At 43.8% G+C, this 20,967-nt stretch carries 17 protein-coding genes; 7 read left to right on the top strand and 10 right to left on the bottom strand.

Going from position 1 to position 20,967, the window contains the following annotated elements:
• Window positions 1-17 precede the first annotated feature (17 nt).
• Both secA and MK127_07560 read left to right on the top strand, forming a co-directional pair.
• A complete protein-coding gene (secA, locus tag MK127_07565) occupies window positions 18-2,618 on the top strand; it encodes a preprotein translocase subunit SecA (protein MCH2532648.1) in 2,601 nt (866 codons plus the stop codon).
• A gap of 8 nt (window positions 2,619-2,626) precedes the next feature.
• Window positions 2,627-3,346: a hypothetical protein gene (locus MK127_07560; protein MCH2532647.1), complete on the top strand. Its 720-nt coding sequence runs from the start codon at window positions 2,627-2,629 to the stop codon at window positions 3,344-3,346.
• On the opposite strand, the gene MK127_07555 is transcribed toward MK127_07560, so the two are convergent.
• On the bottom strand, window positions 3,333-4,646 hold the full coding sequence (locus MK127_07555) for an MFS transporter (GenBank protein ID MCH2532646.1): 1,314 nt from the start codon (window positions 4,644-4,646) through the stop codon (window positions 3,333-3,335). The two genes, MK127_07560 and MK127_07555, sit on opposite strands and share 14 nt — an antisense overlap.
• A 60-nt stretch (window positions 4,647-4,706) precedes the next feature.
• Entirely contained in the window at window positions 4,707-7,400 is a 2,694-nt protein-coding gene (locus tag MK127_07550; GenBank protein MCH2532645.1) for a valine--tRNA ligase, read from the bottom strand.
• Between the two features lie 97 nt (window positions 7,401-7,497).
• Between MK127_07550 and MK127_07545 the strand changes: the two genes are divergently transcribed.
• Complete coding sequence (locus MK127_07545; GenBank protein ID MCH2532644.1) at window positions 7,498-8,718, top strand: MFS transporter; 1,221 nt, start codon at window positions 7,498-7,500, stop codon at window positions 8,716-8,718.
• Here MK127_07545 and coaBC read toward each other — a convergent pair whose 3' ends face one another.
• Genes coaBC through acpS form a run of 4 tightly spaced genes read right to left on the bottom strand, consistent with a single transcriptional unit; the run spans window position 8,719 to window position 12,625 of the window.
• Complete coding sequence (gene coaBC / locus MK127_07540) at window positions 8,719-9,921, bottom strand: bifunctional phosphopantothenoylcysteine decarboxylase/phosphopantothenate--cysteine ligase CoaBC (GenBank protein ID MCH2532643.1); 1,203 nt, start codon at window positions 9,919-9,921, stop codon at window positions 8,719-8,721. It lies immediately after the preceding gene.
• Entirely contained in the window at window positions 9,918-10,706 is a 789-nt protein-coding gene (locus MK127_07535; protein MCH2532642.1) for a type III pantothenate kinase, read from the bottom strand. Before MK127_07535 ends, coaBC begins: the two co-directional genes overlap by 4 nt.
• Before the next feature lie 7 nt (window positions 10,707-10,713).
• On the bottom strand, window positions 10,714-12,267 hold the full coding sequence (locus MK127_07530; protein MCH2532641.1) for an NAD(P)H-hydrate dehydratase: 1,554 nt from the start codon (window positions 12,265-12,267) through the stop codon (window positions 10,714-10,716).
• A complete protein-coding gene (acpS, locus tag MK127_07525; GenBank protein MCH2532640.1) occupies window positions 12,254-12,625 on the bottom strand; it encodes a holo-ACP synthase in 372 nt (123 codons plus the stop codon). Before acpS ends, MK127_07530 begins: the two co-directional genes overlap by 14 nt.
• 112 nt (window positions 12,626-12,737) lie before the next feature.
• On the opposite strand from acpS, the gene MK127_07520 reads away from it, so the two are divergent.
• The gene (locus MK127_07520) at window positions 12,738-13,625 is read left to right on the top strand and encodes a bifunctional 5,10-methylene-tetrahydrofolate dehydrogenase/5,10-methylene-tetrahydrofolate cyclohydrolase (GenBank protein ID MCH2532639.1); all 888 of its coding nucleotides are present in this window, start codon (window positions 12,738-12,740) and stop codon (window positions 13,623-13,625) included.
• On the opposite strand, the gene MK127_07515 is transcribed toward MK127_07520, so the two are convergent.
• On the bottom strand, window positions 13,622-14,089 hold the full coding sequence (locus tag MK127_07515; GenBank protein MCH2532638.1) for a RidA family protein: 468 nt from the start codon (window positions 14,087-14,089) through the stop codon (window positions 13,622-13,624). The genes MK127_07520 and MK127_07515 overlap by 4 nt on opposite strands.
• A gap of 84 nt (window positions 14,090-14,173) precedes the next feature.
• Between MK127_07515 and MK127_07510 the strand changes: the two genes are divergently transcribed.
• A complete protein-coding gene (locus tag MK127_07510; protein MCH2532637.1) occupies window positions 14,174-15,799 on the top strand; it encodes a long-chain-fatty-acid--CoA ligase in 1,626 nt (541 codons plus the stop codon).
• Between the two features lies 1 nt (window position 15,800).
• Here the strand turns inward: MK127_07510 and MK127_07505 are convergent, their stop codons facing one another.
• Genes MK127_07505 through MK127_07495 form a run of 3 tightly spaced genes read right to left on the bottom strand, consistent with a single transcriptional unit; the run spans window position 15,801 to window position 18,693 of the window.
• Window positions 15,801-16,634 carry a sulfite exporter TauE/SafE family protein gene (locus tag MK127_07505; protein MCH2532636.1) on the bottom strand — a complete coding sequence of 278 codons (834 nt, stop codon included), beginning with the start codon at window positions 16,632-16,634 and terminating at the stop codon, window positions 15,801-15,803.
• 2 nt (window positions 16,635-16,636) lie between these two features.
• Window positions 16,637-18,439, bottom strand: coding sequence for an aspartate--tRNA ligase (gene aspS / locus MK127_07500; protein MCH2532635.1), 1,803 nt, complete (start codon window positions 18,437-18,439; stop codon window positions 16,637-16,639).
• A 32-nt stretch (window positions 18,440-18,471) separates the two neighbouring features.
• The gene (locus MK127_07495; GenBank protein ID MCH2532634.1) at window positions 18,472-18,693 is read right to left on the bottom strand and encodes a hypothetical protein; all 222 of its coding nucleotides are present in this window, start codon (window positions 18,691-18,693) and stop codon (window positions 18,472-18,474) included.
• 161 nt (window positions 18,694-18,854) lie between these two features.
• On the opposite strand from MK127_07495, the gene tig reads away from it, so the two are divergent.
• Window positions 18,855-20,270: a trigger factor gene (tig, locus tag MK127_07490; protein ID MCH2532633.1), complete on the top strand. Its 1,416-nt coding sequence runs from the start codon at window positions 18,855-18,857 to the stop codon at window positions 20,268-20,270.
• A 70-nt stretch (window positions 20,271-20,340) separates the two neighbouring features.
• Window positions 20,341-20,931 carry an ATP-dependent Clp protease proteolytic subunit gene (locus tag MK127_07485; protein ID MCH2532632.1) on the top strand — a complete coding sequence of 197 codons (591 nt, stop codon included), beginning with the start codon at window positions 20,341-20,343 and terminating at the stop codon, window positions 20,929-20,931.
• Window positions 20,932-20,967 lie beyond the last annotated feature (36 nt).

The raw sequence follows: 20,967 nt of genomic DNA, 5'->3' as shown, positions 1-20,967 counted from the left end.
TATATACAAGGTACGACATGATTGAAAAATTTCTTAAAATTTTTGGTGACTCAAACGAAAAGCAGATAGCTCGATATCGAAAAATTGTGGACCAAATAAATAGCTTAGAGCCTGAGTTAAGCCTTCTTACTGATGATCAGCTATCCAAAAAGACATCTGATTTTCGACAGCAGGTCTTGTCAGGCTCCAACCTTGAAGATCTTTTACCCCAAGCATTTGCGGTAGTTCGCGAAGCTTCCATTCGTGTAACAGGATTACGGCATTATGATGAGCAGCTTATTGGTGGAATTGTCCTTCATGAGGGCAAAGCTGCAGAGATGAAAACCGGCGAAGGTAAAACCTTAGTAGCAACATTGCCTACTTATCTAAATGCTCTTACCGGGTTAGGTGTCCATGTAGTTACAGTGAATGATTATTTGGCACAGCGAGATGCCCTTTGGATGGGCTCCATTTATCAATTCTTAGGTATGTCAGTATCTTGTTTGCAGCATGAATCATCTTATATTTTCGAAAACTCTCTCGATCCTTCAAAATTGGAACAAAAAGCAGTGACCCGAAAAGATGCTTACCTAGCGGATATTACCTATGGCACAAATAATGAATTCGGATTCGATTATCTCAGAGATAATATGGCTACAGACCTTGATGAAAAGGTCCAGAGAGAATTAACTTTTGCCATTGTCGATGAGGTAGACAATATCCTTATTGATGAGGCCCGAACACCGCTAATAATTAGTGGCCCTGCTCAACAATCAAATGCTGATTATGTTCGGGTTTCCCAAGTAATTCCGCGGTTACAGAATGGGAAAGACTTCTATATAGAGGAAAAAGAACGACAGGCGATTCTGACTGAATCTGGGATAGGGCAATTAGAACGACTACTGAATATCAATAACCTCTACGACGCAGATAATTTTGTACTAACACACTTTGTGGAAAATGGATTGCGTGCACAATTTATTTTCCAACGAGATAAGGATTATGTCGTTAAGGACAGTGAAGTAGTAATTGTTGATGAATTTACTGGTCGACTGATGCCTGGACGACGCTATGGTGAAGGGTTACATCAAGCTATAGAAGCAAAAGAAAGAGTGCCGATTCAACGCGAGACAATTACATACGCAACGGTTACTCTTCAAAATTATTTCCGAATGTATGAAAAACTTTCGGGGATGACGGGAACTGCTATTACAGAGGCTGAGGAATTTTTTAAAGTATATGGACTTGAAGTTGTAGAAATTCCTACGCATAAGGAAATGATTAGAAAGGATCTTCCCGATTACGTGTATAAAACACATTCAGGGAAAATCCGAGCAGTTGTCGATCAAATTAAGGAACTTAATGATCAAGGCAGACCTATTCTTGTGGGCACAACGTCGGTCGAACGATCGGAACAGCTCTCTCAAATTCTACGAAAGAATGGAATAAAGCACGAAGTGCTGAACGCAAAGAATCACCAGCGAGAGGCTGACATTATTCGGGAGGCCGGAAAACTTGGAGCCGTTACAGTTTCAACTAACATGGCGGGTCGAGGTACCGATATTGTATTGGGAGGAAGCGCCACCACTTATGCCTCTCTAGAAGAATGGCAAAATGCACATGACGAAATTATCAGCAAAGGTGGCCTTTACGTGCTCGGCACTGAGCGCCACGAATCCCGACGAATAGATAACCAGCTTCGGGGTCGATCAGGCCGTCAGGGTGATCCAGGGGAAACTCGTTTCTTTGGATCGTTGGAAGATGAAATACTGTTGAGATTTTCCAGCGGCATGATGGGTCGCTTAGTTGGTAAAGCTTTGCCAGAAGATACACCTTTAGAAAGTGGCATGTTAAGCAAAACTTTAGAGATGACACAGGGTAAGGCAGAATCTTACTTTTTCGACTTACGTAAGCACTTGGTTGAATATGATGACGTTGTCAACCGCCAGAGAGAAATAATTTACGAAGAACGCGATAAAGTGCTTACTGGGACGGATTTAAAATTGAATATTCAGCAAATGATTGGCAAGGAAATAAGCGGAATTATCCGCGACCATCTGCATGGTGATCCTGCAGACTGGAACCCTGCTCCTATGCTTGCAGATTTAAATACTATATTACCCTTGGAAGGAATAGCCGAAGTGGATGAAGTCCTCTTAGCGGGAGCTGCTGAAATAGAAGACCGAATCCTCGGCTCTGCAGAAGAATTTTACGAACAGAGGGAAAACGAATTTGGGGAAGAATTTATGCGAATTGCGGAGCGATTCGTGATGCTCCAAGTTATTGACCGCCTTTGGGTTCAGCACCTTACTATGATGTCAAATCTAAGGCAGGGCATAGGGTTATACGCATACGGTCAAAGAGATCCTTTGGTTATGTATAAAAAGGAAGGCCATGAAGCCTTTGATAACTTACTAGAGAAAATTCAGCATGATGTAGCGCATACTATTTTCCATGTTGCGCCGGGAGAGCATTCTCAATCTAGAACAGTCATGACGGCTGTGGCACGTCGGCAAGATGCTCCTTCTAAGCTATCTCCTCCTACGGATATTGACCCTAATGCTCCAAGATGGGCACGAAGGCAGGCAGCCCGTGCTCAAGGTGGATCTAAGAAGGCAAAGAAGCGGAAGGCGACTTAAAGACCTGTATGACATCGAACTTGCGAAACCTTTCATTGAACGCAGGCCAGAACGAACGCTCTCTTAATGCCTTGGGCGAAATGTATAACTCGATTTCAAAAGGCAATCCATGGGCTATAGCGCTACTGGGAGCAATTGGACGATGGAGCTTACCCGCAGAGCAGATCAATAATCTAAATATTCAATATTTTCTTGCAGGTGAAGCATTTGATTGGCTTTTACTTGCTGAACGGCTAGTAAGGGAGATACCTGAAAATTATATCCCCGAGGCTGATAAAAATGCTCTACTATTTCAAGGTCGTCTGCCTTCGTACATTACAACCACTGATTTCAAAATGGCTTTGGGGCCTGAAAAATACAGAGCACACTTAAATTATTTTTATGGAGTGGTACTGGAGGAAATGCTTTGGCATGTAACTAGCAATGAAGTAGAAAAAGCTAGGACTGTTAAAGGTCTCCATCATGCTATTGGTGTCGATGACGAAGTCTCAAATCGGCTTTATCGATCTTCATTAAAGGCTCTAACCGGCAGGTTCCAAAAAGAAAATGGACGAGGCCGAAGCATGAAATTTACTTTCACCCAGTACCAAGAATTTGTTTATTGGCTATTCAAAAAGCGAATTTCCATTTCTGATAATGCACGTGCTGCCAGCGATACAAAAAAATCCTTAGATGCTCTACAGCAACTTGTATTAGAAAAGACTGGAAGCGAGTTTATTTTTTACTAGCTTCAGGCTCATCAATAGGCCCTCGTTTCCTGTTTTTCCCTGCGGTTTCAATAGCAATGAAAGCAAATGCAATGATTGAAACTGTCCACAAAATTGCATTAAAGCCAAAAGCTGCGGTGAATGAAATACTCGTTAATATGCCTGTAGATACAGTTGGGCCTATAATCCCCGCGAAATCCCCAAATGTCCTAAATAGTCCTATACCCACTCCTCGTTTACTATCAGGTGCCAAGTCAGCTACATATGCTACCGGAGCTTGGGATCCCCAGCCTTGACCGACATGCAGCAATATAAATGCGAAAACAAATATTGCGACCGACTCGGAGAATGGCAAGCCAAATATTGAAACACCTACAACTAAGCCTGCAGGGACAATAATGATTTTCCTGCCCCATTTGTCAGCGATTGCACCCGCTGGGTAGATCAATATTCCATGCAGGAAGGAAGAAAATGTGAATAGGATACCAATTGCACCAGGTCCCATATTTAAAATGCCATCTGCATACATAGGTATAAGAGTTGTGGCCATTCCTCCCCGAAGGAAAAATGTAGAAAATCCCAATATGCATACAACCATGAAGCTTGGGTCGCGTAATAAATATCTGGCATCTGTAAAGAAGTTCTTGGAGAGAAATTTAGAGATTTGATTAGTTGAAAAAGCTGAGCGGATTTGCTGGAAATTAAGATTTGATGGATTGCTTTGTACGTTAGATTTAGTTTCTGGCAATCTCAGCATCGCCCATATTGCAAATATTAATACCGCTATTCCAGATATATAGAATGGAAACCTTGTACCGACGAGCTCTCCTATAAAACCTCCTAGCGCTGGGCTCCCGGTTCCAACCATAAGCTGCATGCCTTGCATTAGGCCTAGAACTCTCCCCCTGTTTTCAACCGTGCTTAGGTCAGCGGCAATGATATTTCCCACTACTATCGTCATTGAGCTAAATACTCCACTCAAGAAACGAAATAGAAGGAATAGAGGGACATCTTCAGGGATACCGCTTAAAAAAGCGAAAACAGCTACACCCATTGCACCGACAGTTACTACCCATTTTCTGCCAATTATTTCTGAAAGTGCACCAGCAGGAATATTAGTTATAAATCTTCCTAAGGCGTAAAGAGTGAACGTAAGCCCAAAAACATAAGCACCTCCACCAATTAATTCCATAAACCGTGGCATAACAGGTATTACAATCATCATGGACGCATGGGCCGATGCAATAAGGCCTCCAATGATGATAACTAACTCTATTCTTAATCCGCCAGTTACACTGTTTTTGGATGGGAGAAATCTCACGCAACACACATCAATTGTTGTAACAATGAAGCTCTTAATTTTTCAAGATATTGATAAATTTTACTCATTTGCAAGATTGTTTCTAAGCTCTACCAAATGAAGACGTTTGGTTTCAGCTTCATCTAACCTTACCCTCTCTTTTGCGACTACTTCTTCGGGCGCCTTGGCAATAAATTGGTCATTACTTAAGCGTACTTTTACTGAAGAGGAATAATTGTCTAATTCTTTTATTTCCTGTTCGATGCGGTGAATCTCTTTTACAACGTCTACCGCGGATCCTAGATCAAGTATAACTACTAAATCCTGCACAACTAGCTTTATAGTATTTTTCGAATCGTTGGGTGAAAAAGAAAGAGTTCCAACTCTTGCTAGAGATTGTATAAATTCAGACTGACTGGCTAAATCTTGATTTTTTCCACCCTGTACTAAATTAAGATTGATGAGAGTTTTAGGCTCAATTTTGAATTCTGCACGAATATTTCTAATGGCTCGAACCAACTCAATTAGCAATTCAATTAAATTGACGGAATCCGCGTCATCGAGCCGCCTTTGCTCTAATTCTTGCTCTGAAAGCCGAGCTTGAGGGTTGGGGTAAGGAGCAATCATTATTGATTCGGGTAGTTTTGCTTCATCAGGAAGCACGGATGTGAGTTTTTGCCATATTTCCTCTGTGACAAAAGGCATGAACGGATGAAGTAATCGCAGAACGCGCTCAAGAACGTGAGCGAGGACTTTTCTAGGCTCATCATCACCTGCACGCAACCTTATTTTAGCGAGCTCAATGTACCAATCTGCGAAATCATTCCATATGAATTCATATAAAACTCGCTCAGCTTCGCCAAGCTGGAAATTCTGGATCAGGTCATTAACGCTACAGGCAGTCTGCTGGGCCTTAGATAGTATCCAGCGATCCTGCGCATGAGTACGCGGAGGCGCTCCGTTCCAGCCATCTAGATTGGCTCCGCTTTCGATTTCACGCAGAACAAAACGGCCTACATTCCACAGCTTATTTGCAAAATTTCGTGCCGCCTCCAGCCGGTCGTCACTGAATCGGGTGTCATTACCAGGAGCGGTACCTGTCGTAAGTGCAAATCGTAAAGCGTCAGTACCATACTGATCTATTGCATCTAGCGGGTCTCGAACATTGCCTTTGGTTTTGCTCATTTTCTGACCTGATTCATCTCGAACTAGACCGTGCAGATATACAGTTTGAAAAGGAATATCGCCAATATTTTTGATTCCCAGCATAACCATGCGTGCAACCCAGAAGAAGAGTATGTCGTAACCAGTCTCCATTACAGACGTGGGATAAAAATAGTCCAAATCTTCGCGTTTACTCGGCCATCCTAATGTTGAGTGGGGCCATAGCCCTGAAGAAAACCAGGTATCTAATACATCTTCATCTTGCTGCAAATTTACAGATTGGCATTTCCCACACTTTTCAGGTTCTTCAATTGCAACATTTTCATGTTCGCAATCGTTGCAATACCATACGGGTATCCGGTGCCCCCACCAGAGCTGACGGGATATACACCAATCCCTAATGTTTTCCATCCAGTTGGAATAGACTTTAGAAAAACGCTCGGGGATTATTTCTATAGAGCCTTGCTCAACTGCTGCAATAGCGGGTTCGGCAAGTGGCTTTATTTTCACAAACCATTGCAGTGAAACTATTGGTTCTGCGATATCGTAGCTTCTTTGACAGTGACCAATTGAATGATGATGAGGTGTGATGCTTTCCAGTAAACCTTCATTTTCCAGTTTGGACACAATCATTTTTCGTGCTTCAAGCCTATCAACTCCCTGGTAAGGACCTGCGTTTTCATTCAGGCTTCCGTTTGGATTTAGGATATTAATGATAGGTAAACCGTGGCGCTCCCCCATATCAAAGTCATTTGGGTCGTGCCCTGGTGTGATTTTTACAGCACCAGTACCAAATTCTGTAGAAACTGAATCGTCAGTGATAATTGGAATAGGGCGATTAAGAATAGGGAGGTTCAGGAGTTTTCCGAGGGAATTTTCGTAACGGCTGTCGTCAGGATGAACGGCAACAGCTGTATCACCAAGTAGAGTTTCGGGCCGAGTGGTCGCTACGATGATATAGCCTGAACCGTCTTGGTAAGGATATTTTATATTGTAAAGATGTCCCTCTTCCTCAGCATATTCAACTTCCAGATCCGACAATGCAGTTTGGCATGTTACGCACCAATTGATCATTCGTTCACTACGGTAAATTAATCCTTCATCGTAGAGATTTTTGAATGTAGCGCGTACCGCCATCGCTGGGCCATCATCAAGAGTGAATGTCTTTCGAGTCCAGTCACATGATGCACCGAGTCGTCGATGCTGGTTGTCTATTTTGTCACCGGTTGATTTTACCCATTCCCATACCATGGCAAGGAATTTTTCACGACCTACGTCGTGTCTGCTCAAGTTTTGCTTTTGTAGTTCACGTTCAACGACAACTTGAGTAGCTATTCCTGCATGGTCCGTTCCGGGAAGATAGAGAGCCATATCCCCTAACATTCTGTGATACCTAGTTAACGTATCTTGAATTGCAGCTGTCATCGCATGGCCCAGATGTAGTTCACCTGTAACGTTTGGAGGCGGCATGATGATTGTAAAAGGCTTTTTGTTAGGGTCAGGATATGCTCTGAAATACCCTTGTTTTTCCCACCATTCATACAACCGATCCTCAACCTCTTTTGGGTTGTAGGCTTTAGACAAGGGCTCAGGCGAGTCAGCTGTGGACATCTAGGAACTCCGAAATTAGTCAGATAGCCATGTTATTGGCAGGTACGTTAGCGGTCAATTGATAGGCCTTTAGATATTACTCTGCTACGATAGCCGAGTGATTCCTAGCTCTTCATCTTCAACACTGTCATGGAAACGAAACCTGATTGCTTTATGGATTGCCCAAGTCGGCACCACATTAGGATTTTCGTTCACTTTTCCATTTTACCCTATTTTCTTTGAAGAGATTGGCGGTTTTTCTACAGAAAGCGCTGCTTTTTGGGCAGGAATGGCTGGCTGGGTTTTTGGTATTGGCATGGGATTATTCAGCCCTATCTGGGGTGTTTTAGGCGATAAATATGGCCGCAAACTCAACATTATCAGAGCGATGTTTCTCGGAGGGTTTTTCTTAACTATTTCAGGCTTTGCCGAGACTCCAATGCAGTTGCTTGTTTCACGATTTTTTGTCGGGGCAACCAGCGGAGTTGTTCCTACTATTATGGCATTAGTTGCCGCACATACTCCGCGCGAAAAACTTCCCTTTGCATCTGGTGCAGTTCAATCTGCATTGTTTTTAGGAATTGCCCTAGGCCCTCTATTCGGAGGACTTATTTATGACGCATACGGTATGACACAGGCATTTGTAGCTACAGGCGCTGCTCTCTGGTTGTCGGGAATACTTGTCATCATTGTGGTCAAAGAAGACTTCCAGCGCCCTAACGTACCTGGTGGCACTCTGCAGTCCTTTGTAGATATGTGGCATTTGAGCACTTCAAGAGCCATGCTGCCTCTGTACCTAGTAATTTTACTGGTGCTTGCTTCTAATTTAGTGATTCAGCCAGCTATCCCTGGGCTTGTTGAATCTGTCGAAGGCGGGTCTGATTCAGGAACTGCTTCCGGGATCGTATTTACAGTGATGGGAATGGGCGCGGCGATTTCGTCGTTATTGATGGGATTTTTGGCTGGAAAATTTGGAATACAAAGAATGCTCATCATTGCTGCCGTGGCAGCGTCATTGACGAGCCTAATCCCTTATTTTGCACAAGATTATTGGGCGTTGGCATTTGGCCTGCTTTCTACTTCATTGTTCGCCGGAGGACTTGGTGGAATGGTGAACGGATTGATTGCAATGCGATCCCCTGCAGGTAGGCACGGGGCCGCATTTGGGGCAGCACAGTTCTCCCATGCCGTGGGTGTAGCTATCGGCCCCCTAGTTGGAGGCTTTGCTGTTATCACCCTAGGATTACGGAGCGTGTTCCTGATCGATATTGCAGGATTTTCCCTGATACTCTTGGTTGTACTTATGTTTTTGCGGACGGCTAAGCAATCGAGTGCATAGCTATTTTGATGCTAATAGATGAGCCACTTTATCAAGGATTGCCAGTGCAACTTCGTATTTAGGCATCAGGGGTAAATCCTCTACGCCGTTTGTATCGAGAACCCATACTTTATTGGCATCTGACCCAAAGCCAGAACCTTCGGAGGTGACATCATTTGCTACAACGAAGTCAACCTGCTTCTTTTCTAGCTTGACTGTCGCATTCTCAAGGAGATTTTCTGTTTCAGCTGCGAAAGCTACTCGGATTAAATTTTTGGACACATTCGAAATAATGTCCTCAGTCTGTTCCAGGTCTATAGAAGACTGATCCTGCTTGGAGGATTTTTTCATTTTCTGCTGTTTGGTTTTTGCAGGCCGAAAATCAGCCACAGCTGCAGCCATAATGATGGCATCTGCATTTCCTGAAGCATCGGTAACAGCTTTATGCATATCTGATGTGCTTTTAACTTTTATAGTCGTTATTCCCGATGGTAGGTCTAAGGCAGTAGGAGCAGTAATCAGGATTACTTCTGCACCGAGGTCCCGCCCCGCCTCTGCAATCGCATAACCCATTTTCCCCGATGAGTGATTTGTTATTACCCTGACTGGATCAATTGCTTCCTGGGTGCCGCCTGCGGTCACTATGATGCGGTGGCCTGCCAGGGCTTTTTTCACTCCGAGGATTTTTGCAGCCTCTCCAATAATTGTTGAAGTATCTGCAAGCCTCCCCACTCCTGTTAACCCGGAAGCAAGCCTGCCTTCTTCCGGTTCAATTACGGTTGCCCCCCGCTCAATAAGCGTCGAAATATTTTTTTGTACTGCGGGGTTGCTCCACATGTTCGCATCCATTGCAGGTGCTAGTAGTAGCGGGGCAGATGTGGCAATGGCAGTAATGCTGATCGGGTCCTCGGCAAGTCCGAGTGCAAGCTTGCCAATCATGTGTGCTGTTGCTGGAGCAATAATCAAAATATCTCCCCGCTCTGCAAGAGCAACATGCTCTACGGCCTCAGGCGAATTAATATCCCATACGTCATGGTGTACTGATCGATGGGTAATACTGCGGAAAGTGAGAGGCGCAACGAACTGCGTAGCAGAATAAGTCATTATCACATCTACGTTCGCACCAGCTTGCGTAAGCTTACTTGCGACATCAATGGATTTATACGCAGCAATACTTCCACTAATTCCAAGCAGAATGTTTTTATTCTCGAAAGGGCCGCTCATTTTTCGGCGTCTTCTTCCGGTGGATTTATTGAATGAATGTAATGCAGTCCCCTAAGGGTTAAGTCCTGATCAACAACGTCGAAAATTCCAGTTTCGGAAGCTATTAAATTGACAAGGCCACCGGTACCTATGATTTTTGCATTAGGTGCATTCATTTCATCCTTGAATCTCTCGACCATTTTTTCAATGAGTCCGGTAAAACCAAAAATTAAACCTGACTGAATTGAAGCAGTGGTATTTTTACCAATTGCTGTATCAGGCGGGGTTAATTCGACTCTTCGCAGCATAGAAGTGTTTGAGACCAGGGCTTCACGTGCAAGTTCAATACCGATGGATATCGCTCCGCCTAAATATTTGCCATCTTCTGTAACCGCATCAATAACTGTTGCGGTTCCAAGATCTACGATTATTGCAGGGCCTCCATAAAAATGAAGCGCAGCTGCAGCATCAACTACTCGATCGGCACCGACATCATGTGCCCGGTCATACATGATGCGTATACCTGTTTTCGTTCCGGCTTCAACTATTAGAGGATCGGTATTGAATAAATCGTACGCAACATCTTCAAATACAGTTGTTAATGGAGGTACAACACTGCAGATCGCAATTTCTGTAACTTCAGCAACAGAGACCCCCTTTAAGGGTAGTAAATCCCTTATCTGGAGCGAATATTCATCTTTTTGCCTAAGGGAATTGGACGACAGGCGCCAGCTTGCTTTCAGTTCAGCGCTATCAAAAACGCCTAACGTGATATTGGTATTTCCTATATCGATAGCAAGCAACATGGCCGTATTATAGCTTTCTTAAGTCATTCAGGGCTTTTGGTATCAAACTAAGTAAATCGCTGGCCAGTAACCCTGCATCACCATTGATCTTGCTCCAGCGCTCTGCTGCCAGCCCGTGGACGAATACTCCGCAGACTGCGGCATCAAACATGCTTGGAACCTGAGTTGCTAACCCGCCTATTAATCCTGCAAGCACATCACCTGTTCCAGCGGTAGATAGAGCTGGATTTATATGAGGACTTACCGCAATAGAACCTTCCGGCGAAGCTATTACTGTATGAGCTCCCTTGAGTACCACGATTTGCTGCCATTTCGTTGCGGCAAAGCTTGCTGCACCTATCCTGTCAGCTTGGATTTCCTCAACTGATCTGCTTAATAATCTACTCATTTCACGGGGATGAGGTGTCAGTATTGACTTCAGCATTAACTGTGATTCCCAATTGTATGTGCCTGCAAGGAAATTCAGTGCGTCTGCATCAATAACGACTGGGCAAGTAATCATTGAATTGTTTAGCAGTAATGATTGGAGGAAAGCCTTGGTCTCATAGCTTGTTCCCAAGCCTGGTCCTATTACTGACGAGCCGGCGTTTTGTAAGTTTGCTTGTGTAATAGCAGCGGCTTTTTTTGAAATTCCTCCATCAGATGATGAAGGCAAAGGCACAAAAATTTGCTCAAGTAGGCTTGTAGCGGTAATTGAATAGACGTTTTGAGGTAACGCAGATTTAACCAGCCCTGCACCTGATCGATACGCAGCTGCAGCAACTAATGTTGGAGCATTAACGTATTCTTTGCTCCCTCCAATAACTAATACTTCACCATAAGAACCCTTGTGCCCATTCGGCTTACGTGAAGGCAAAACCTTTGAAACATATTCTGGATCGATTAAATCTACATTTATATTTTGGTCCTCAGCGTTTGCCAGACCTATAGGGATCGTCTCCAGTTTTCCAATTTTGGACGCCCCGGGAAAGAGGATACTTCCAAGCTTGGGATATCCTAGAGCAAATGTATTTGTTGCGTCGAAAGCAAATTCATCGCATTGCCCTGTGTCAGCATCTACTCCGGTGGGGATATCAATCGCTACGTATCGACACAAAGATTTAGCAGGGTGGGCATCATTCAAGACCTTGAATATTGAAAGGAGATTTGGTGGTAATTGGGCCCTTCCCCCAATACCAAGCACTGCGTCAACTACAACGTCAGCTAAAGATACATAGCTTGCCAGTTGCCAGTGTTCTAAATCGTCTTTCGCATCGACCACTCGGATTCGACGTTCAATGCATTCAGAGAATTTGTCCTCTCTTTTTGTAGGACTAGTCAGATAAAGGGTAACTACAGCACCCCAGTCAGTAAGGTACTTGGCAGCTACCATTCCGTCACCGCCATTGTTACCTTGGCCGACGAGAACGACTACCCTTTTACCTCGAGTTCCATCAAGTAGATTAGATATTGATCGTGCTATCGCTAAGCCGGCATTTTCCATCAATTGATCAAGAGACACTCCGGCGTCAACTTGGGCGTTTTCGAACTGACGCATCTGTTCGGTGTTAACAATTTTCAATTTTCTGACCTATTACAGAGGCAGTAGCATATTCTCTGGAGTGACTTAGGCTAATCGCCATCTGCTCAATCCCTAGTTTGCTTGCAACTACTGCGGCTCTTCCATGTAATGCGACATTGGGTTGGCCACTCGGTTTACGCGTCACTTCAATCTCCCTCCAGCCAACGCCTCTAGTACCTGTTCCCAGTGCTTTCATGACTGCTTCTTTTGCAGCAAATCGTGCAGCTAATTGAGGCGCGCGTCCACGACAGTAACGAATTTCACTTTCAGTGTAAATGCGATTTAAAAAGCGGTCACCAAAACGCTCTAACGTTTTCGCAATACGATTGATTTCAATAAGGTCTATTCCTACCGATATCTCTTGCACGAAGCCTCCATGGCTATACGACTATATGGATTTTACCAGTCCTATGATTAGAGGATTGTAACCATCCTTGCTATTATTAGGTAACTTCAATCAGGGTGAAAAAGTGTCAGTCAATATAATCGACGGAAAATTAATGTCTGCTGAAATCCGATCTGAGATCGGAAAAAGCACTGCGCAGTTTGTTCTAGCTCATCAAATACGCCCGGGACTTGCGGCTGTACTTGTTGGAGATGACCCCGCATCCGCTGTTTATGTAAGGAATAAAAGGCTAGCTTGTGATGAGGCTGGTATGTTTAGTGAAACATTCACTTTGCCACATGATACTCCTGAAGAGGAAGTGATTCAGTTGGTAAAAGATTTGAATATGGACAGTAGATTTCATGGTATTTTGGTTCAGTTGCCTCTCCCTAAGCACGTAGATGAACGCAAAGTCATTTTGACTATTGACCCAAATAAAGATGTGGACGGTATGCATCCATTTAATAGTGGGTTACTTTTGGAAGGTAATCCACGTTTCTTGCCTGCTACCCCTGCTGGTGTGCAGCAGATGTTGATGCGTAGTGGTAATGATCCCGAAGGTAAACACACTGTGATTTTGGGCAGAAGTAATATTGTCGGGAAGCCTCTTGCCTGTTTACTTTTGCAAAAAGCAATCGGGGCGAACTCTACCGTGACTGTGTGCCATACGGGTACTAAGAACATGAGTGAATTTACTTTACAGGCAGATATAGTAATTGCTGCTATTGGCAGGCCTTTGGCACTTACTGCCGATATGGTAAAGAATGGGGCCGTAGTTATAGACGTAGGAATCAATAGAATCGAGGATTCTTCAAGGAAAACAGGTTATAGGCTTGTAGGAGATGTGGACTATGAGAATGTGATCCACAAGGCTTCTGCCATAACACCTGTTCCTGGAGGCGTTGGCCCAATGACGATTGCTATGCTTTTGGACAACACGCTTAAGGCTGCTAAATATATGACGGTAGATTAACTGGATGTAACTTCGTAGAGGGTTTCTACTTCAACTATAGCGCCTGCTGGTAAAGAGCTTACCCCATAAGCTACTCTTGCGTGCTTGCCAGAATCTCCCAAAACTTCAGCCATAAAATCTGAAAACCCATTTATTACTGCAGGATGCATTGTGAAATCAGGAGTCGAGTTCACCAATCCCATAACACGTACGACTCGTTTGATCGAATCTAGAGATCCTAAGGCCAATTTTGCTACAGAAAGGGAGTAGAGGGCACAGGATTTGGCAGCCTCGTAAGCAGTTTCCACATCTGTATTTAATCCTAATTTCCCAGCTAATACTTCCCCTGATTCGTTTCTGGGCAGTTGACCAGCTACAAATAAATAATCGCCTGATCTCACCGACGGCAGATAATTAGCGGAAGGCGTTGCTACTTGAGGTAGAACTATTCCCATTTCAATCAATCGATCATCTACAGTTCCCATTTGCTCCTCCTGTTTTGCTAATCATAACAGCACTCTTTACATGTAACGATTGATCGGTAGAATCCCACTTTAATGGGAGGGGATATGCAGCAATCAGCTTTTTATGAAAATTTGGAGCCTTTTACATTTCTTGAACGGAGTGCATTTGTATACCCAGATAAGACTGCCGTAATTTATGGTGCACGCAAATATTCTTACGCTGAATTCATGGATAGGGTTAATAAGCTTGCAGGTGCTTTAAAGAAATCAGGTGTATCGAAGGGCGACAAAGTTGCATTTATTGTGCCAAATCTCCCTCCACTACTTGAAGGTCATTATGGGCCAATGAGTATTGGTGCAGTACTTGTGGCAATCAATACGCGACTTTCAGCTCGTGAAATAACTTACATTTTGAATCATTCCAAGTCGAAAGTTTTAGTGTTTGATTCGGAGTTCGCCCCAATAATCGCTCAGATTAAGGATGATCTTCCTTTAATTACAACCTATGTGCAGGTAGTGGACGAATTCCCCAAAGCTGATGATATTCCAAGCCTGGAGTATGAAGAATTCCTTGAAACTGCGCCTTCTGGAAAGCACAGAGACCCGATTGATTCAGAATTAGACACAATAACAATAAACTATACATCTGGTACCACAGGTATGCCCAAAGGAGTTCAATATCATGCCCGAGGGGCGTATCTGAATGCGCTTGGGGAGGTAGTTGAGACAGGTTTGAATTGGCAAAGTGTTTATCTCTGGACACTACCTATGTTCCACTGTAATGGATGGTGCAATACTTGGGCAGTTACCGCGGTTTCGGGGACGCATCTTTGCCTTCGTAGAGTGGATCCCCAGAAGATCTACGAACTTATTGAGGAGCACCATGTTAGTAACATGTGCGGAGCTCCGACTGTTCTGACTGGTATGTATTCTTCTCCCTCTGCCGAGGGGCGTGATTTGACTGGAGTGACAATAGCAACGGGTGGTGCGCCGCCGGCTCCTCAGGTTGTGCGGACAATGGAAACTATGGGAGCCAACATCATTCACCTATACGGACTAACTGAAACATATGGTCCCTACACACTTTGTGTCCCTCAGGATTCGTGGTTTGGTATGAGCCCAGACGAAAAGGCTTTCGCTAAATCTAAGCAAGGGGTTCCTTATATCCACGCATCTACGGGGGTTAGAGTTGTCGATGCGAATATGAATGACGTTCCTCGTGATGGTAAGTCTATGGGTGAAGTACTAATGCGTTCTAATGGAGTCATGTCGGGCTACTATGATGATATTGATGCAACCCAAAAAGCATTTGAAGGTGGTTGGTTTCACTCTGGAGACTTAGCGGTTTGGCATGATGATGGCCAGATAGAACTCCAAGATCGCGCGAAGGACATAATTATTTCTGGTGGTGAAAATATTTCAAGCCAAGAAGTCGAAAAAGTCATAATGGAAAATCCTGGGGTACTGGAAGTTTCAGTCATTGCAGTTCCTGATAGTCAGTGGGGTGAAGTTCCAAAGGCTTTTGTTTCTCCTCGGGATGGTGCAAATCTTTCTGAGCAGGAAATAATCGACTTTTGTAAAGAACGTATAGCGCGTTTTAAGGCTCCCAAATACGTAGAATTTGGTGATTTACCTAAAACTGCAACGGGGAAAATACAAAAATATGTTTTACGGGAAAAGGAGTGGGCTGGCCTCGAAAAAAGGATTCAGGGTTCACAGGTAAAGCAATAAATTAGAGTAAGCTTGTGGCAAGCAGTCTCGTTCCTGCTATCAAAAGGCCTAATCCAATGATGCTTAATACTAAGCGCCCGCCAACCTTAGGCGCTATTCGGACGCCAATTTGTGCACCAATGAGAGTTCCTAGGCCCACAACTCCAGCCATTGTCCATTGATTAGGATCATCAAGCCCGCTTGAGAGATGTACTAGCAAAGCGGCAGCAGAAGCAACGGTTAGTTCAAGTTGCGAAGTGGCTACAGCAACGTTGGCAGGCATGCGCAGTACGATAAGCATGAAAGGAACATTAATGATTCCTCCACCAATACCAAAAAAACCGGCCACAAACCCTGCAAATGGAGCCACTCCGGCAGCGAGAGGTTCATTTACTTTGTACACATAGCTTCTCCCATCGCGCTGGAGGATGGTTCTATTTTTTCCCTTAAGTGCTATTTTGTGTGACGAATTCTCTAGCAAGCTTCTGACTAACAAATAAGCTGCTCCGAAAATTAGAGCGAATCCGAAAATTATTTCAAAAGGCCCTCTCCCAGTTTGCTGGTTTATAAATGCGCCAAATATAGCTGCGGGAGCTGCAGTGACAATCAGCAATAAAGCGGTGCGAAAATCCTGATTACCCCTAATTCTGTAACCAATGCTTGCAGATAATGCATTAAAAAAAACTGCTGTTAGGGAAATACTTGTTATAGCGGCTGGAGATGCATCAGGGAATATAAACAATAGTGCGGGGACCAGTAAAAACCCTCCTCCTACACCAACTATTGCACCAATGATTCCAACGGAAAGACCAAGTGAACTAAGCAAGAAAAACTGAGCGTATGTTAGCTCAGGCAACATTACTCTTTAATTTCAGGAATAAGTTTTAAATGTAAATCAGTTAGTTGCCGTTCATCGACAGGTGACGGGGCTCCAAAAAGAGGATCAGAACCTATCTGAGTTTTTGGGAACGCAATTGTATCCCTTATGGAATCTGCGTTATCTGACAAGATCATTACGAGCCTGTCAATTCCGCCAGCAAAGCCACCATGCGGTGGGGCTCCGTATTCAAAAGCTTCCAATAAGTGCCCAAATTGGGATTCTACTTCAGAGGGATCATGGCCCAATATCTCAAAAACGAGTTCTTGTTTTTCACGCTGGTGAATTCGGATGCTTCCTCCAGCTAATTCATAGCCGTTCGCGGCTAAGTCATACGCCTTTGAAATCGCGTTCCCTGGATCGTTATTTAAATCTGCCCATGACTCTTCAAAAGGAGCAGTGAAGGGATGATGAACCGAGTCCCATCGATCTTCTTTTTCATTCCAGTCAAATAACGGGAAGTCAGTTATTACACATAGCGCAATGGTATCTGGGTCTGCTAATTCTAAACGATTGGCCATTGCGGTCCTAAGCTGCCCTAAGACGTTTTGTGTCATGGGTTTTGTGCCTGCTGCAATTAATATCAAATCTCCTGGCATTGCATTGCATTTTTCTGCGATCAGTTTAATTTCATCGATTGAGAGTGCTTTTGCTGGAGTTCGTACTTGCTCCAAAGTTAAAGAAGATATGGATGGAGCCGAAATATCTATGGCTATAGTTACAAGGCCCTGGGCCCCATAACTTTTTGCGAGGTCAATTAACTCGTCAGCCTGCCTTCTTGGAATATCTGCGATTCCTGGCGCAGCGAAACCTTTAACATAACCTTGGTTAGCTACTACTTTAGAGAAAACTTGAAACTGGCTTTCCTTCACAATTTCAGAGAAATCGGAGATTTCCATTGAATAACGGATATCAGGTTTGTCACTACCGAATCGCTCCATTGCTTCTTCAAAAGTAAAGCGAGGTATGGGAAGAGCTATTTTTTTATCGGGCTTCACTGATTGTATTAACTTGACGTATAGATCAATCATTAGATTTACTATGTCGTCCCGATCAACAAAAGACATTTCAACATCTAATTGCGTGAACTCAGGCAACCTGTCTGCACGGGGATCTTCATCACGAAAACACCGGGCGATTTGGAAGTATTTATCGGTTCCTGCAACCATCAATAATTGCTTTAACTGCTGCGGTGACTGGGGAAGTGCGTAGAAATCACCAGGATGAATCCTGCTCGGTACTAAGAAATCCCTTGCTCCTTCTGGGGTGCTTTTGATCAAAATAGGAGTTTCTATTTCAATGAATTTTTTTTCGTCAAGATAGTCTCTTATGAATTTGACTACAGAGTGACGTAGTTGCAGATTTTCGCGCATAAAAGGTCGTCTGAGATCTAGGTATCGATATCGCATACGCAGCAATTCGTCTACCTGAGAGTCTTGGCTTACATCAAAGGGCGGAGTTTTGGAAGCATTTAGAATCTGAGTGGAAAGGGCATGGATTTCAATCTCACCGGTATCAAGATTCGGATTGATTGTTCCTTCTGGTCTTTCTCTAACAGTACCTTCAATCTGCACTACCCATTCAGCCCGATAACGCTCAGCTGTCCTAAAGGCTTGTGGTGCTTCATCCGGATGGAATACAACTTGTACTAAACCTGTCCTGTCGCGAAGGTCTATAAAGATCAATCCTCCGTGGTCTCTTCGTCGATGAACCCAGCCTGACAAAGTAACTTGAAGCCCTATATTGCTGTTTCTCAGCTCACCACACGTATTAGATTTATACAAAATTAATATTTTCCGGTACTAAAAGATTTGTTTTATGTGACGTTAGTAAGATCTTCATCTTCGTTGAATTCCGATTTATGCAAAGCCGAATGAAGTCTTGCAAGTGAGGTTTCCAAAGAACCTCCTTCTCCAGACTCTAACTTCTCAGCTAAAGCATCTGTTCCATTTTCAGCGATTTCTAATGCACGCTTGATACCTAATACTAACAGTACAAGCCAAACTACCCGTAATAATAATCTTATAAGAGAAATCAACGAACCCCTCCTCTTGGTATGACAACTTTATCGCAATTGCGCATAGAGTTGCTAGGTTAGTTACTATATATTAAGTATTCAATTTACTCGTGAATCCTTTCGAAAAATAGATTATCGTGCTATAAAGAGATACCGAAATTCCTTGAGATATAGGCTGGCTAGTGAAGTTTTCCACAGAAAATCGTGAACCCCGCGAAGCAATTGTTTCAATAGCGCTTGATAACGATGATATAGAACCGTACTTAAATCAAGCTTATCGGCAATCTGTAAGACGTTTATCCATTCCCGGATTTCGAAAAGGTAAAGCACCGCGTCAAATTGTCGAAAAAATGTACGGAAGAGGCTACCTTCTGAATGAAGCTATGGATACTATCATTCAGGAATTTACGAATAAGGCAATTGAAGACGCTGGTATTGAATTAGGCGGGATTCCTTCTGTCTCACTCGAACAATTTGACCCACCATCATTCGTAGCAACCGTGCCTTTACAACCTGAGGTAGACCTTGGGGACTATGAATCCATTAGAGTTTCCCTCGATAGCGTTAATGTTGAGGATGCTCAAGTAGATACAGTGATTGAACAATTACGCAACGAGCTTGCAGTTTGGGAACCTGTAGAAGAAGGCACCGTGCAAATGGATGATTTGGTTAATCTTACTATTGTGGGAAAAGTTGACGAATCGCCAGAACCAAGGGAGATCGTACGAAGCGAAGCTACGGATTATATCCCTCGCCCGGGTACAACTTTTCCAGTGCCTGGATTGGATGAAGGCCTTGTCGGTCTAAGCTTGGACCAAGATACTGAATTTGCTGTTCAAGTACCCGATGATTTCGACAATTCGGAACTTGCAGGTAAAACAGTAAACTTTGAAGTCAAAATCCATTCAATAAAGAGAAAAGAACTGGCTGAGCTTAACGACGAATTTGCAAAAGGTGTCGGAGAAGGATTCGAATCGCTCGGTGACTTAAAAGCAAGAATCCTTGAAGACCTTACTACGCGAGAAGAACAGGCTGCTAAGGGTAAGCATCAGGATGAAATCCTTATTAAATTAGTGGAAGGCTCCACAATAAAGATCTCTCCTCAAATTATTGAGAGCGAGCTCGAACATTACGTTCATGAACGGCAGGACAACGCAAAAGCTGGTCGTATAAATAACATGGAGGAATATCAAGAGTTCCTCTCATGGCAAGGTATGTCTGATGAAGAGGTACACGAAGAGGCTCGACCAAAAGTGGAAGAGAGACTTAAGCGTGCTTATGTGTTAAGAGCGGTTACCACCAAGCAAGGATTTGACGCACCCGACTCGGAAATTGATTCTGAAATAGACGCTTTGTGTGCAAGTTACGGTGATTCAGCTACTGAAATGAGAGCTCTTTTTGAAGACCCTGAAAGACGAGATTCAATAGCGAGAATGGTAATCAATCGTAAAACTTTTGAATACCTTTCTGAATTGGCGCTGGCAGGCGCGAAAAAAGCTTCGGCCAAGCCGAAGGCTAAGTCGAAGACCAAGGCTGAAAAGACTACTACCACTACCAAAAAAAGAACTCCTCGACCGAAGAAAGCGACAGGTGATTGATATGCAAGACTGGCCTATCCACGGAACTTTAGGGGGTAAATTCACCCAGGCTCCAGAGAACATCATTCCAATGGTCATTGAAAGCGGAGCCCGTGGAGAGCGTTCCTATGATATTTATTCGATGCTGCTGAAAGAGCGCATTGTCTATCTGGGAACTGCTATCAATGATCAGATTTCTAATCTGATCGTAGCTCAGCTTCTATACCTCGAGCGAGAGGATCCTGATAAAGATATCAATCTTTACATAAACAGCCCTGGGGGCGTTATTACCTCAGGTCTTGCCATATATGACACGATGCAGCTGATTAAACCGGATGTATCAACAATCTGCGTGGGTATGGCTGCAAGCATGGGTACGGTCCTGCTATGTGCGGGTGCCGCAGGGAAGCGTTTTACGCTTCCCAATTCCACAATCCACATGCATCAGGCACTCGGAGGTGCTCAAGGGCAAGCGAGTGATATAGAGATTGCAGCAAAAGAAATACTCAGGATGCAAGATAAAATTCGGACTATCCTTTCCACGCATACTGGCCAGTCCTATGAGAAAATAGCACGGGATAGTGACAGAGATTTTTACCTTCCTGCGGAACAGGCCAAGGAATACGGATTAGTTGACGAAGTACTTGGCGCGACGACCGCAGGAGCAGAAAAGGCGAAGTGATAAGGTCCTGTAATGGCAAATAATTCAGGGAATATA

It is taken from the genome of Dehalococcoidia bacterium (assembly GCA_022449765.1).
Taxonomy (GTDB): domain Bacteria; phylum Chloroflexota; class Dehalococcoidia; order Lucifugimonadales; family Australimonadaceae; genus UBA2963.
The sequence above is the reverse complement of the archived record's forward strand: the minus strand, read 5'-3'. Positions and strand labels throughout refer to the sequence as shown.

Bases quoted from the DNA above. Each gene is read 5' to 3' on its own strand.
- MK127_07560 (MCH2532647.1), top strand. From the start codon at position 2,627: ATGACATCGAACTTGCGAAACCTTTCATTGAACGCAGGCCAGAACGAA.
- MK127_07550 (MCH2532645.1), bottom strand. From the start codon at position 7,400: ATGTCCACAGCTGACTCGCCTGAGCCCTTGTCTAAAGCCTACAACCCA.
- secA (MCH2532648.1), top strand. From the start codon at position 18: ATGATTGAAAAATTTCTTAAAATTTTTGGTGACTCAAACGAAAAGCAG.
- MK127_07515 (MCH2532638.1), bottom strand. From the start codon at position 14,089: ATGGGAACTGTAGATGATCGATTGATTGAAATGGGAATAGTTCTACCT.
- coaBC (MCH2532643.1), bottom strand. From the start codon at position 9,921: ATGAGCGGCCCTTTCGAGAATAAAAACATTCTGCTTGGAATTAGTGGA.
- MK127_07485 (MCH2532632.1), top strand. From the start codon at position 20,341: ATGGTCATTGAAAGCGGAGCCCGTGGAGAGCGTTCCTATGATATTTAT.
- MK127_07510 (MCH2532637.1), top strand. From the start codon at position 14,174: ATGCAGCAATCAGCTTTTTATGAAAATTTGGAGCCTTTTACATTTCTT.
- MK127_07535 (MCH2532642.1), bottom strand. From the start codon at position 10,706: ATGTTGCTTGCTATCGATATAGGAAATACCAATATCACGTTAGGCGTT.